Below are 15,038 nucleotides of genomic sequence, written 5' to 3' on the forward strand. Positions count from 1 at the left end.
TACCTTTTGTTTATGAGAACAACCACGAGAATAGAGATCAAACTACACACTCTGTTATCGGCATCCGATCACTAAACCTTCTCCATGCCCCCTACGATCCTACGTGTGGCGTTGCCAATCCCTTTACCGCAATGCTTCGACTATCTGCCGCCAAGCGGCATACCACTCCCAGATTCAACCTTAGGCTGCCGCGTACGTGTGCCATTCGGGAAACGTGAGCTGATCGGTGTAGTCGTCGAACTTCCATCAGCCGAAATGTCAGTACCATTACGCGAGGCATTCGCCTGGATTGACCGTATACCAATTCTAGATGGCGAGCTGGCACAATCGTTACAGTGGCTGTCACACTACACGCATACCCCACTAGGTGAGATATTAGCTACGGCTCTTCCCGGGCTGTTACGTCATGGTAAACCCTTACCAGAGACCTGGACCTGCTGGGCTTGGCGTCTAACCGAAACCGGGCGCACTGCCGCTCCCAAGCTGCGTCGCAACAGCCGCTCAGCACAAATGGCTGAATTACTCACCGCCAGTGATCAAACGGAAGATGCACTTAACACTCGGATGAATCGCTGGCGCGCAGTTGCACACAACCTAACCAAGCGTGGTTATGTCGAACGCATCAAGAAACCTACAACGGTACCTGTAATCATCCAGACCACAAGCAACACCGTACCTGTACTCAACACTGAACAACAGAAAGCAGTTGAGACACTAAACGCTAACGTAGGCTTCAAAACTTATCTTCTAGATGGAGTCACCGGCAGCGGTAAAACAGAAGTCTACCTACAAGCCATCGCTACCTGCTTAGCTGCGAGTAAACAAGCATTGGTCTTAGTCCCTGAGATCGGCTTGACACCTCAACTTCTAACCAACTTCCATGCCCGCCTCGGAATACCCGTGCATGCCCTGCACTCTAAATTGGCAGACAGCGAACGCGCCCGCGTGTGGGCGACGGCACGATGTGGCGAGGCACGACTGGTACTAGGAACCCGCTCAGCGGTGTTCACCCCCCTACCTAATGCCGGACTAATTATAGTAGATGAGGAACACGACACGAGTTACAAGCAGCAAGACGGGATACGTTACAACGCGCGCGATTTCGCATTGGTGCGCGGCAAGGCACTGAACGTACCGGTCATCCTCGGGAGTGCCACTCCGTCACTGGAATCACTGTACAACGCGCATAACGGACGCTACAAGCACCTCCGCCTCAGCTACCGTGCCGGTCAAGCGTATGCCCCTCAGGTGCGCGTACTAGACGTGCGCAAAAGACCACTGAAAGACGGCCTATCACCCGAGGTATTAACAGGAATTAACGCAACTTTAGCGCGTGATGAGCAGGTACTCGTATTCAAGAACCGGTGCGGCTATTCACCAGTGTTGCTATGTCACGACTGCGGCTGGACCGCTACCTGTCACCAGTGCAGTACATCAGTGCACCACACACCAATGACTGTATACAGCGGCGGAACCTATTTACAGTGCCACCACTGCGGCGCACGCCAGCCAATGCCACTATCATGCCCAGACTGCGGCAGTACAGCGCTACAGCCACAGGGCATAGGCACCGAACGCCTAGAAGCTCGCCTGATTGAGGCTTTCCCTAAACATCCTGTGGTGCGTATTGATCGCAACACAACCAAGCACCGCGACGGACTAAAAACCCAATTCACCAAACTCGGCAATGCCGCTGGCATTTTAGTAGGCACACAGATTCTAGCCAAAGGGCATCACCTACCACGCTTAACGATGGTCGTGGTCGTTGGAATCGACGAAGGCCTATTCTCAGCCGACTTCCGTGCCACTGAAAAGCTCTCCCAGCAACTGATCCAAGTTGCTGGCCGCGCTGGCCGTGCTAAACACGCCGGAGAAGTCTGGCTACAAACTCACCACCCTGATCACCCTCTGTTGCAAACACTAATCAACGGCGGCTACCACACCTTTGCTAATACGGAGCTACAACAACGCCAAGCCGCTTGGTTACCACCATTCGCACACTTGGCACTCCTGCGTGCTGAAGCGAAAGACACAACCTCAACACAACAGTTTCTCACCACGATACGCAAACACATGCCAACCAACAATGCAGTCGAATGCTACGGCCCAATGTCGGCTCCCATGCCGCGCCGCGCCGGCTACGAGCGCTACCAATTATTGCTGTCCAGCTCCCAACGTAACGCACTACACCGCACACTCAATGTCTTGATACCAGCAATTCATGCACTGCCAGAAGCACGCCGAGTCCGCTGGTCGTTAGACGTGGATCCAGTTGATCTTTACTAAGGTAATACTTCCAAAAATTTAACAAAAAATAAAATAATAAACCGGCATCACCAAAAATAAAAAATTCCAAAAAAATTCTCTGGTAACCAGCAACGATGGTACGCTACTAATTAATCCGCACAAGGTTATCTACACGAAGTTCAGTATCTCCAGATATAATAAAACTCTGTATGGAAATAAAAAAGGAGAAAGATATTTCCTTCGTTACATTTACAAATTTCTAAAGATACTTACCGCATAAGTATATTACTAACCAATACAAATTCATATTTTTTTAATAAATCAAATAATTCTCGATCATCCGCTTTCACAGAAAATCTATTGATAGCAGCGATCATCGTCAACCTCAAAATATTCCATAACAGCTATCGTAGTGGAAGTACTGATCTTAAATAATCACAAACTGATGGAATACCACCCAGCAGACTTTTATACTCAACACAATCACTTCGTTATTTACACATCAATAGATTAGACGTGTTGACCAGCAGGGATATATAATCCACAAAATTAATCATCATTACATACATCAAAAAAGCACCGTAATACACTATAGTTTGTACTGACGATATAATCATGGCACTTTTATTATTATCCACACTGCGGAAATCATGCCTTAATGTCTGCGTTATACTCAAACGATCAGGTATCGAAAATCATATCGGATACGGTATATCACAAATTCACACCGTTCCTATATTAGAAGATGTACTACCACAATGCATCCCAGGCAGCATCAATACGAGTTTCACTATCATCTTGCCGCCTCTCCATTTAACGAAATTGTATCTGGCCTGTCCTTCCACCGAAAAAAAACCTAGCAAGACATGCAACTTAACTCATCTTCACGATCATCGGAAAAGATCTGATAAGAATCAAGTTAGTCCAACACTCTAATAGATAAAATTCCACAACATATGTTCCAAAAGGAGTTCCAACTCATTGGCCAACGCCAAACCAAAGATGTAGCTGATTGAAGCACAACATCCCGTACCAGCATCGCTCCCAACCCCATGACCCACTCTGAAAAACGCAGAATCACCATCACCCCTAGAGCGCTTCACGGTAGAATGACTCAATGACACACAGCCTGCTAAAGCTTCTCTGAAAGCGCTTCGTAATCCTCATTAACGTACTCTTGACCTACAACGTATAGCAAGAAGGATTTTCAGAGGACACACTCTAAGAGTAAAAAAGACTGAAAGCGGATCATTAATGTCAATTGAAAGAGGGGATTACAAGCGACTCTACGCCCAGTTATTTATCTAAATCGATGATTTCTACTCAATTTCGGAACATCGTGCTGCGAATGCTTTTCTTATCTCTATATTATTAAAAGCACGCTTAGACTATCCTCAGCAAAATTTACGCATACTCAAGAAAATAAACATACACTTATCACACTAAGCATCAGGAAGATCCAAGCATCTTCAAAAACGAGAAAAATACATACAAGCAACAACCACTAGCCACTTTGTAGCCTTTGTTTTGAAACAGAGCATTCAAGCAGCGAACAGCACCTTCATTTTTTTAAGCGCATTAGCTTCAATCTGCCGAATACGTTCTGCTGAAACTCCATATTCTTCAGCTAATTCTTGCAACGTGATTTTCTTATCTGTTTCCAGCCAGCGACGCTGAATAATATCGCGCGAACGGGTATCAAGGACAGACAAACCTTCCTGCAATAGGCGTAATTGGGTTTCCTCACTATTACCACGTTCGTAAGCTTGAGAAGGATCTCCATCATTAGCAATCAAGTAGCCAACAGGCGATGGCGGAGCGTTGTCTTCCTCCGGCGCGTCGAAACCAATATCGCGCCCTGACAAACGTGACTCCATCTCCAATACCTCACGTTCGGAGACGTTAAGATCCCTAGCAACTGCACTAACTTCCTCGGCATTCATCCAGCCCAGACGGGTTCTAGATTTCCGAAGGTTAAAAAACAGCTTTCGCTGCGCTTTGGTGGTAGCAACTTTAACGATGCGCCAATTCTTCAAAATAAACTCATGCATTTCAGCGCGAATCCAATGCATTGCAAAAGAAACCAAACGGACACCCATATCCGGATCAAAGCGCTTTACAGCTTTCATCAGACCGATATTACCCTCTTGTATTAAGTCGCCTAAAGACAGGCCGTAACCGCTATAACCGCGCGCTACCCGAACAACAAAACGCAAGTGCGAATGCACCAACTCACGTGCAGCATCTAAATCCTGTTGATCACGATAACGGCGAGCCAATAGCTGCTCCTCATCAACCGAAAGTACCGATATCTGGTGCACGGCACTGATGTATGCCTCCAACGAACCGAGGGCATTTGGAACAGGAAAGTTGTTTCCCACAAGCACCATTGATGTATTTCGAGTCATACTCAAGTATCCCAAATCTTAAAGTAACCACACAGTGACAGCTATACGTTTAAAATGAACAAATCTTTAGAAAAACTCCATTTAAATTAAAATGGCATCCTAACATTGTCATGGGCCGGTAATCACTACACCGCTATTCTACCATTTAATATTGCACCATCCAGTGCAATACATGGAGGCAAGCTCCAATCCACCATTCCCAAGCCATGTTGGCTCAAGTACTGGTTGCAGAGAGAAAAATGACGGCAACCCAGAAAACCACGATGCGCTGACAAAGGTGAAGGGTGCGGAGCCTTGAGTACAAGGTGGCGACGCGTATCAATAGCCTTACCCTTGGCTTGGGCATAGCTACCCCAGAGCATGAATACAAGTCCTTCACGCTCGCGATTCAAGGTATCAACGACATGGTCGGTAAAGCCTTCCCAGCCCTTACCCTGATGCGCACCTGCACGACCATCCTCCACCGTCAGTACCGCATTAAGTAGCAATACACCACGCTTTGCCCAAGGAAGCAGACAGCCGTGATCAGGGCGGAGCAACCCAAGATCTTCTTCGAGCTCTTTATAAATATTCAACAAAGAAGGCGGCAACGGCATACCCGGCCGCACTGAAAAACACAAACCATGCGCTTGGCCCTGACCGTGATAAGGATCTTGACCAAGGATTACAGCCTTGACCCGCTGGAATGGGGTCGCTTCGAACGCCGCAAATATCTGAGATCCTGGTGGGTAGACACTCACACCAGCAACCTTTCTCGCACGCAGGAAGGAAGACAAATCCCGCATTTCCGGACGCAATAACCAGTTACCAACGTGCGCCTTCCAAGAAGATTCCAACTGAATTCGAGACTCGGCACTACTATTAATGGCCTTACCTTGCTCGTTCATGCTATTCAAATAGTCGCTAGATCATCTTTAAGACGCGCCAAGCGCAGTTGGAACAACACCTTGGTTACAAGCAAACGCTCCTCAATCGGCTTCTGCACCAAATCATTAGCTCCGGCTCGCAACAATTCGGATTGATTTTGAGAATTGGTGTCGCCAGTCATAACAAGCACTGGAAGGCGGCGTTTACCATAAGAAAAATCGATACGGATGCGCTGCACTACATCACAGCCACTAAGCTCACCTTTCAGGGTCACATCAGTCAGAACCAAATTGATGCGGTACTCGGTGCGCCCCAACGATTCAGCAGTTAACAATGCGAAGGCATCTTCAGCGGTAAGCACGTGAACCACACGTAAACCTTGACGCTCCAGCATACGTGTTGTCGCCTCAGCAACCACACAACTATCTTCTACATACAACACAGTGCCACTGGATACTGGCTCGGGCTGCACATAACCACGTATGAAGGCAGCCAGTGCCTCGTGACCTAACGCTTTGTCGAAATAATCGGTCACATACTCAGTGAAACGACGCTCGACCAAGTGCTGCTGAGTATCTCCAGAGACAACGATCACTGGCACATAAGCTTGGCCCGCTTCCTCACGTACGCTACGGGCTAAAGCCAATCCATCACCATCAGGCAGAAAAAGCGAAGTAGTCACCAAATCGACTGTTCCAGCCTCTAGGGTCTGCCGTGCTTCAGCAATGCCGACACAGCCAATTACATCTACTTCTGGCAACTCACGCCGCAACACGTCTGTAATCAATTTACGAACCAATTTGGAACCGTCTACGACCATCACCCTTGGCGTATTACTGATCAGATGCCTATTCTTGAGTTCAGAAACTAGCATTTAGCTCTCATATTTACGCGGGGCGCATTTGACGTAAAAAATGCCCCGTCACCAGCCATACACCAAGCCAACCCAACAGGAGAATACCTCCAAGAATCATGACACCTTCGGATATGCCCAACCCATGAAGGGCGAAACGACTGTTATAACTATCCGTCAACACCATCAGTGGCGCACGCAACACCACGCCAATCAGACCTAGCAAACCAAACGCAGCAAGAGAAGCAGCCAAACAGTACCACGTCCCCAAATACAGGTAAGGACGACGAATAAAACCATCGCTAGCACCAAGCAGATGTAGCACCGCGATCTCATGGCGCCTAGACTGGATATCCAGCCGGACGGTATTGCCAACCACCATTACAGCACCAAAGCCGAGCAAAGCTGAAAGTATATGCACCAAATATTGACCTAAGCCTAGCCAAGCATCCAGTCGACGCTGCCATAATACGTCGTACTGCACCAAATCAGCCTCTGGAAGTGCCTGCAACACCCGCGCCACCTCGCTATCTACAGCAGATAGGGATGGAATAACCACCAACAAACTCGGCAACGGATTTTTACCAAGCGCATCTATCGCCTCACCCAGCTTCGCACCTTCGCGTAACTCAGCCAATCCCTGCTCTGGAGTACGAACCACCACCACAGCAACATCGGGACGACCACGCAGCTTCTCAGCCAAACGCTGAGCCGCCACAACATCCACCTTGGTCTTCAAGAACAGATTAATCTGCCGGGATTGCTGCACGCTGTCAGCCAACACCCTAAGATTACCTAACACGATTGACAAACCTAGAGGCAATGCAAGCGCCAAAGTCAATGCCATGACTGTAAGCAATGTCGCCAAAGGTTTGCGCATCACACAATGGAAGCTAAACGCGATACTGTGAATATGGTAACCAACCCAGGCACCCAATCGGGAGTCGGCAGCATTAATAGCAGATTTATTCATTCTGCCAAGTCCTGCGGCGAGATATCGTCAACAAGACGTCCATGATCAAGGATCAATACACGCTTACGCATCTTCTTCAGCAAAGCCAAGTCATGGCTCACCACCAACACACTTGTACCACGTGCCGGAAGTTCTACAAACAACTGCATGATCTCTTCAGCTAGCGTCGGATCAAGATTACCCGTAGGTTCATCAGCAACCAATAAACGTGGTTCACTAATAATCGCACGAGCGATACCAACACGCTGCTGCTCACCAGCCGACAACTCCGATGGCAACGCTCGTGAGCGATGGGCCAAACTAACACGCTCCAAGACTGAGCACACCTGCTTGCCAATTTCCGCACGAGGAATACCACGCAGAACGAGTGGCAAAGCGACATTATCACCGACACTGTAATCCATCAGCAAACGATGGTCCTGATAAACAGCACCGACTTGACGCCGATGAAATGGTATCTGGCGCCCGCGCACGTTAAGCAGATTTAGATCATCAAACAATACTTCACCGTAGGTAGGACGCTCATCAAGTTGAATCAACCTGAGCAACGTACTCTTACCAGCCCCAGAATGGCCAGTGACAAACAACATCTCACCCTCGGCGACACTGAAACTGACATCGTCAAGAGCAAGATGACCATCGGAGTACTGCTTACTAACATTATCGAAACTAAGGACACTCATGCACGTAATCATATCGAAGCATCGTAAGACTACGCAGTAATGGGCTTCCTGGCCCAGGGCAATCTTCTTAGAACATACTTAACAGCGAGCGGATACGGCGCCCTATTCGACCTAAGAGCGACGGTTGACTACCTGACTTAGCAGCCACTTGGTCGGCAGTGGCGACAACATGGCCACTTTCACCAGAATCCATTGAACGACTACGACGTCGGAGACCGATGTTTCGCCCCACCTCTTTACCTGGAGCAGATACTATCCCCGTAGACACTCCAAATACAGGAGTGACTGCCCCATCCACACTGGAATCACGCTCGGTCTCCAAGCGAAATTTAGTGCGGCGGCGCCCACCTCCCCCATCCGACCGGGTCCCTTTACATACACGGATGCGACCATCGCGCTCTCCAGGGCTACCCCTGGGCTTACCCCGACGCCATTCCTGAGCAACCAGCACGTCACGAGAATGTGGGGAAATATCTCCAACAGTATCACCGTTACCATTCGATGCACGTCCAGGACGCGACAATGGAGCCAACAACTCAGCAGTCACTGCTGCAACCGGGATCTTCTGCTCGATATATGCCTCAATGTCCGGCAAACTCATCGCGTAACGCTCACAGGCAAAACTAATCGCATCACCATCAGCTCCCAAACGCGCAGTACGGCCAATACGGTGAACGTAATCTTCTGCATCAAACGGTAGGTCGTAGTTGTATACGTAATTAACGCCATCAATGTGCAATCCACGTGCAGCCACATCTGTGGCAACCAGTATTTCCAATTGCCCTTTCTGGAAACGATTAAGCAAAGTCTCTCGCTTCCTTTGTGGCACATCTCCAGACAGCACACCGACCCGGTAACCAGCCTCATCAAGCGCGCGCGCAACACCTTCGACGAACACCTTTGTATTGACAAACACCATAGTACGCATCCCCTCGTTACGCGAGAGCAAACCCAAGAGCAATGGGATTTTCTCCTCCTCAGCAGGGAAATAAATACGTTGACGGACACGCGTAGTAGTGACACTCTCAGTCTCCGCCACCAGCTTCTCTGGCTCATTCATATACTCATATGCCAACTCCAACACGCGGTGACTGAGAGTGGCTGAGAACAGCAAAGTCTGACGGCTACAACGCTCGGGCAAACGCCGCAATATAAAGCGAATGTCCTTGATAAACCCAAGGTCAAACATCCGATCTGCTTCATCAAGAACGCAAATCTCACAAACGCGCAACGAAACCACCTCGTGCTGCTTAAGATAATCAATCAAGCGCCCCGGCGTCGCAATGACCACATCCGCACCTTTGCGCAACATTTCGCGCTGCCTATCGTAATCAACGCCCCCATAAATCAACGCAAAACGTAACCCAAGATTGCCACCAAATTTCACTGCATCGTTATAGATTTGAATCGCAAGCTCACGGGTTGGCGCCAAAATCAACGCACGCGGATCTTCTGGGTTACGATTGACTAGCCCAGGACTGCTAAGTAAACGGTTAACTACCACCACCAAAAACGCCAAAGTTTTCCCGGTTCCCGTTTGGGCTTGGCCGGCAATATCACGGCCAGCCAGTGCAACCGGAAGAGTAAGCGCCTGGATCGGAGTACAGAGTGTAAATCCTGCTCTTGTCAGCCCAGTAAGCAACGCTGGATGCAGATCAAATGAAGAAAAATTTAAATTTGTCAACGGTTTATCGCTCATCATTCAGTCTTTGTCTTGGATCTGGAGCGGCTCGGAGGCGTCTTGCATGGATTACAGAAGCACCGCAAACTGAAATCTTTGCGCAAGCTAGCGCCACTTCAGGTTGAGCCATTGATCAATCGCACGGACCCCAGCTTACCGTAATGTAACAATCTGTCTAACTGGCAATTACCTTCACGTCCAAGGAAATATCAATTGAGCGACTATGTTCTACATATCAGCGATGCCAATTTCGATGCCATGGTGCTGCTATCCGATCAGCCTGTATTAGTGGACTTCTGGGCTAAATGGTGCGGCCCATGCAAAATTATCTCTACCCTACTTGATGATTTAGCCCAAAGCTACGAAGGGAGATTAAAAATTGCCAAAGTCGACATCGACGAGAACCGCGCACTAGCGATTAAATATCACGTGTGTTCTATCCCCATGCTGCTACTGTTCAAAGATGGTCAAGTTCAAATTACCCAGACCGGCGCCGTCGGAAAGGGTCGTCTAACCCAAATGATTGACAAAGTGCTGGCAAACACCGACTCATGATGCCTCGCACCGTTCATACCTCATAATTTACCCTATACTATTATGAATGCAGAAAAATAACTCGCGTTGCCGCCGCTTGCTTGGCAACACGGACAATGATAGGGTGAGGCATATCCGGCCCCAACGCGCGCTGCCGTATCCTGAAATTACTCCCACTTCTTACACCTTGTCCGCCTTTTCAGGGCGCTCGCCTCTCCTATAGCTATAGCGAGGAAAATACAATTGTCTGATATCACAAGTTCCGAAAGCGGGAGCGCTACCTCGCATGGCGAAAGCGAAAAAACCGTGCGTAAAATCCGCACAAGCAAGTCCAGTGTGGAAAGTAGCCAACAATCCGTGACACACCAAACCGTACAGCCACAAACACCAGAGACCGAAGCTCAACGTGCTGCGCATTTGGAATCAGCCCCCCCTCCCTCGCAAGTCATGTCCCAAACGTCTGCAACCACTCCCTCCGTACAGGACAGCAGTGAATCAGCAGAAGGCTATGGGCAACAGAACCAGCGATTCAATAACAACAGACGGGATCGCTTCCGGAACCGACGCGAGCGTAATCGTGATCGTTTCCGCGATGAAAACAATAGCAACGGTGAAGACGGCAACCACGAACCATACATGCCACGTCCACACCCAAGTGTGCCAGAGGGATTCCCAATATATTCGCTGAGCGATCTGAAAAAGATGCCAGCACACAAACTGCTAGAAATCGCTGAGCAACTCAACATCCACGAAGGTGTAGCGCGTGCACGCAAGCAAGATGTGATCTTTGCACTTCTAAAAGTACTGACCCGTCACGGCGAAGGCGTGTTTGCTGACGGCGTTCTGGAAATCCTTCCAGATGGTTTTGGCTTTCTGCGCGCAGCCGAAGCCAGCTACTTGGCCGGTCCAGACGATACCTATATTTCCCCCAGTCAAATTCGCCGCTTCAATCTACGCACTGGTGATCACCTGTCGGGCCGGATTCGTTTCCCTAAGGACGGTGAACGGTACTTTGCATTGTCAATCGTTGATACGATTAATGGCGAACCTCTGGAAGCTTCCAAAAATAAGATCCTTTTTGAGAACCTGACCCCACTGTTTCCACGCAAACGCTTCCGTTTGGAACGCGCTGACGGCTCGACAGAGGATATTACCGGCCGCATCCTTGATTTGATGGCACCACAAGGCAAGGGGCAACGTGCACTAATAGTATCCCCCCAAAAGCCGGTAAAACGATGCTAATGCAACAGGTAGCAACGGCGATCACTACCAATCATCCAGAAGTACACCTGATTGTATTACTGATTGACGAACGTCCTGAAGAAGTGACAGAAATGCAGCGCACTGTTCGGGGCGAAGTTATTTCCTCAACGTTTGACGAGCCAGCTGCACGCCATGTACAAGTCGCCGAAATGGTCATCGAACGCGCAAAGCGCTTAATCGAACATAAAAAGGATGTAGTCATCCTACTTGACTCAATCACCCGTTTGGCACGTGCCTATAACAACGTTGTACCCAGCTCAGGCAAGGTACTCACTGGTGGCGTGGATGCACACGCACTACATCGCCCCAAACGCTTCTTCGGTGCAGCACGCAATGTCGAAGAAGGTGGCTCGCTGACCATCATCGCAACCGCACTCATCGATACCGGCAGCAAAATGGATGAGGTAATCTATGAAGAGTTCAAGGGTACTGGCAACTGCGAGTTACATCTAAATCGCCGTATTGCCGAGAAACGCGTATATCCGGCAATTGATATCAACCGTTCCGGTACTCGCCGTGAAGATTTATTGATCGAATCCGATCTATTGCAGAAAATTTGGATCCTTCGCAAATTACTGCACCCAATGGACGAGATTGCAGCAATCGAGTTTGTGCTTGATAAAATGAAGAACACCAAGTCGAACGACGAGTTCTTTGGTTCAATGAAGCGCTAACTAATCCCTGTCCTTGCAGCCTAGACCATAGACACCTACACAAACTACAGTCTACTGATATATCGGGATCATTACAGATCCCAATGGGTGCCTTTACTTAAATGTATGAGAAGGAAGCTACTACAGCTCGTAAAGAACTCAATCGAAACGATCACCCATAATCTGCATTGCTTCTTGAACCAGTGGTAGCGCAGCATGACTTTTACGGCACAAGAACCATATCGTTCTACTGTACGAAGTACATCATCCTAAATAGAAAAAGATAGGCACTCCACAATCCAATACGCCAATTCTTACTCCACCTTTTCCATCTTTCTGTTTAGAATAAATTAATAAGATACCAATTACAGGCATTCTCAGGCCTATGCTGGAACAATACAGTAAGCATTACTCACAATCATAAAATCCAGGCCGCCTTATCAAGGCCTAGTAGATCAAATCTATCCCCTCTCATCGCTTTGACAAAGCGATAACACTTTCTGGTGTTCACGTTTAGGCCCGCATCTAAAGACGCGGGCCTTCATTTTTACTTCCAAAACTCACCAAGCCCTATAGACTGCTTGGCAACAATAAAAGATCAACTCGAGAACAACCTCAACGCATCGTTGAAGGTCTTACTAGGCTGCATCCCAGCAGCAACCCTAGCCAAATCAGGATGATAATAACCACCAATATCCACTGGAGATCCCTGAACCGCATTGAGATCAGCAACGATGGTTATCTCATGCTCACTCAGCACTTTAGCCAAAGATGCAAACTTAACCTGCAACACAACATCCTCATCCTGTGCAGCTAATGCCTGAGCCCAATACAAAGCGAGATAAAAATGGCTACCACGATTATCCAACTCACCGATTTCACGCGCAGGAGATTTGTTGTTATCCAAAATTTGACCGTTAGCCACGTCCAGCGCTTTCGCTAACACCTTTGCAGCAACATGATCATAGCGGTTACCAAGATGCTCCAACGATGCAGCCAACGCCAGAAACTCACCCAACGAATCCCAACGCAAGTAATTCTCCTCAGTAAATTGCTGTACATGCTTCGGCGCGGAACCACCGGCACCAGTTTCAAACAAACCACCTCCCGCCATTAACGGAACAATGGAAAGCATCTTGGCACTGGTGCCCAATTCCATGATTGGGAATAAATCGGTCAAATAATCCCGCAACACATTACCGGTCACCGAAATCGTGTCCTGACCTTTACGAATACGGGCCAGCGAAAATTCCATCGCTGCCACCGGCGACATAATACGTATATCCAAACCGTTGGTATCGTGATCTTTTAAATAACGCTCAACTTTTGCAATCACCTGCACATCATGCGCACGGGCGCTGTCCAACCAGAACACTGCCGGAACATGACTCAGACGGGCACGTTCCACCGCCAACCTGACCCAATCCTGGATCGGTGCATCCTTCGTTTGGCACATGCGCCAAAGATCACCCACCTCTACCGAATGCTCGAACAACACCTCACCCCGATCATCACTGACACGGACTACACCCCCACTCTGTACCTGAAACGTTTTGTCGTGCGAACCATATTCCTCAGCCTTCTGCGCCATCAAACCGACATTGGGCACCGAACCCATCGTCACTGGATCAAAAGCACCGTGTAACTTGCAATCATCAATGACAGTTTTATACACGCCGGCATAACAACGATCCGGAATCACTGCTTTAGTGTCTTGGAGCGTCCCTGCAACGTTCCACATCTGCCCAGAACTACGGATCATCGCCGGCATCGACGCATCCACAATCACATCACTAGGCACATGCAAATTAGTGATCCCCTTTACAGAATTAACCATCGCCAAACCAGGACGTTTGGCATACTGAGCCTGCACATCAGCCCTGATGACTGCCTGGATCTCCTCCGGCAACGCAACAATGCGTGCGTACAAATCGCCAATACCATTGTTAGGATCAAAACCGACCTGTTTCAACGTGTCAGCATGCTTGGCCAAAGCCTCTTTGTAGAACTCTGAAACAAACACCCCAAATATCACCGGATCGGACACCTTCATCATCGTCGCCTTCAGGTGTACCGAAAACAGCACCCCCTGTGACTTCGCATCATTCATCTGTGCAGCAACAAACACAGCCAATGCCTGCTTACTCAGCACCGCAGCATCCACAATATCACCGGCACTCACTGCAACCTTATCCTTGAGTACCGTCACCGTGCCATCCTTAGCAATCAGTTCGACCTTCAACATACCAGCCTGAGCGAGTACAGCCGAACGTTCACTACCAAAAAAATCACCGCCCTCCATATGTGCGACATGCGACTTGGATGTAGTACTCCACGCCCCCATCCGATGCGGATACTTACGCACATAATTCTTCACTGACAACGGGGCACGGCGATCAGAATTGCCTTCACGCAGTACGGGATTGACCGCACTACCCTTCACCCTGTCATAGCGCATCTTGACATCATTTTGCGCACTGTTTTTTGGTTCATCCGGATAATCCGGCAACAAATAGCCCTGCTCCTGCAACTCTTTGATAGCAGCCTTTAACTGCGGCATTGAAGCACTGATATTAGGCAACTTAATAATGTTGGCATCCGGACTAGCCGTCATTTGCCCCAAATCAGCCAGATCGTCACTGACTCTTTGCGTCTCGGTCAACACATCAGGAAACTGCGCCAAGATACGCCCGGCCAAAGAAATATCACGTGTCTCAACCTGGATACCAGCAACCTTGGTGTAAGCCTTGATAATTGGCAATAGCGACTGCGTTGCCAAGAACGGCGCCTCGTCTGTAAGTGTATAAATAAGCTTGGGCGTACTGGACATAGTGTGCTACGAACCTCTCAATCTAAGGTGGAATCGGATGCGGGCT

Annotated in this window: 10 protein-coding genes and 1 pseudogene; 3 read left to right on the top strand and 8 right to left on the bottom strand. The window is 48.8% G+C overall.

The features are described 5' to 3' along the window. The first annotated feature begins 84 nt into the window (after positions 1-84). Positions 85-2,286, top strand: a complete 2,202-nt coding sequence (locus F7G16_RS11210; RefSeq protein ID WP_004087516.1) for a primosomal protein N' — start codon at positions 85-87, stop codon at positions 2,284-2,286. Positions 2,287-3,179: 893 nt separating this feature from the next. Here the strand turns inward: F7G16_RS11210 and F7G16_RS11215 are convergent. The 7 genes from F7G16_RS11215 to rhlB all read right to left on the bottom strand — a co-directional run bounded on the left by F7G16_RS11215 (position 3,180) and on the right by rhlB (position 9,730). Further along, on the bottom strand, positions 3,180-3,350 hold the full coding sequence (locus tag F7G16_RS11215) for a hypothetical protein (protein WP_012382776.1): 171 nt from the start codon (positions 3,348-3,350) through the stop codon (positions 3,180-3,182). A 438-nt stretch (positions 3,351-3,788) separates the two neighbouring features. Then, positions 3,789-4,655 carry an RNA polymerase sigma factor RpoH gene (rpoH, locus tag F7G16_RS11220; protein ID WP_012382777.1) on the bottom strand — a complete coding sequence of 289 codons (867 nt, stop codon included), beginning with the start codon at positions 4,653-4,655 and terminating at the stop codon, positions 3,789-3,791. Between the two features lie 125 nt (positions 4,656-4,780). Beyond that, on the bottom strand, positions 4,781-5,542 hold the full coding sequence (gene ung, locus F7G16_RS11225; RefSeq protein WP_004087510.1) for a uracil-DNA glycosylase: 762 nt from the start codon (positions 5,540-5,542) through the stop codon (positions 4,781-4,783). A 5-nt stretch (positions 5,543-5,547) separates the two neighbouring features. Then, positions 5,548-6,396, bottom strand: a complete 849-nt coding sequence (locus F7G16_RS11230; RefSeq protein WP_004087509.1) for a response regulator — start codon at positions 6,394-6,396, stop codon at positions 5,548-5,550. A 13-nt stretch (positions 6,397-6,409) separates the two neighbouring features. Then, on the bottom strand, positions 6,410-7,348 hold the full coding sequence (ftsX, locus tag F7G16_RS11235; protein WP_011098345.1) for a permease-like cell division protein FtsX: 939 nt from the start codon (positions 7,346-7,348) through the stop codon (positions 6,410-6,412). Continuing rightward, positions 7,345-8,031: a cell division ATP-binding protein FtsE gene (locus F7G16_RS11240; RefSeq protein WP_004087507.1), complete on the bottom strand. Its 687-nt coding sequence runs from the start codon at positions 8,029-8,031 to the stop codon at positions 7,345-7,347. Before F7G16_RS11240 ends, ftsX begins: the two co-directional genes overlap by 4 nt. A 67-nt stretch (positions 8,032-8,098) precedes the next feature. Beyond that, positions 8,099-9,730, bottom strand: coding sequence for an ATP-dependent RNA helicase RhlB (gene rhlB / locus F7G16_RS11245; protein ID WP_011098346.1), 1,632 nt, complete (start codon positions 9,728-9,730; stop codon positions 8,099-8,101). 195 nt (positions 9,731-9,925) lie between these two features. Between rhlB and trxA the strand changes: the two genes are divergently transcribed. Continuing rightward, positions 9,926-10,267 carry a thioredoxin gene (gene trxA, locus F7G16_RS11250; protein ID WP_011098347.1) on the top strand — a complete coding sequence of 114 codons (342 nt, stop codon included), beginning with the start codon at positions 9,926-9,928 and terminating at the stop codon, positions 10,265-10,267. A gap of 483 nt (positions 10,268-10,750) precedes the next feature. Continuing rightward, positions 10,751-12,183, top strand: a pseudogene (gene rho / locus F7G16_RS11255) (transcription termination factor Rho); the annotation flags it as partial. Between the two features lie 577 nt (positions 12,184-12,760). On the opposite strand, the gene F7G16_RS11260 reads toward rho, so the two are convergent. After that, entirely contained in the window at positions 12,761-14,992 is a 2,232-nt protein-coding gene (locus F7G16_RS11260; protein ID WP_004087502.1) for an NADP-dependent isocitrate dehydrogenase, read from the bottom strand. Positions 14,993-15,038: the final 46 nt, after the last annotated feature.

The organism is Xylella fastidiosa (assembly GCF_011801475.1).
Taxonomy (GTDB): domain Bacteria; phylum Pseudomonadota; class Gammaproteobacteria; order Xanthomonadales; family Xanthomonadaceae; genus Xylella; species Xylella fastidiosa.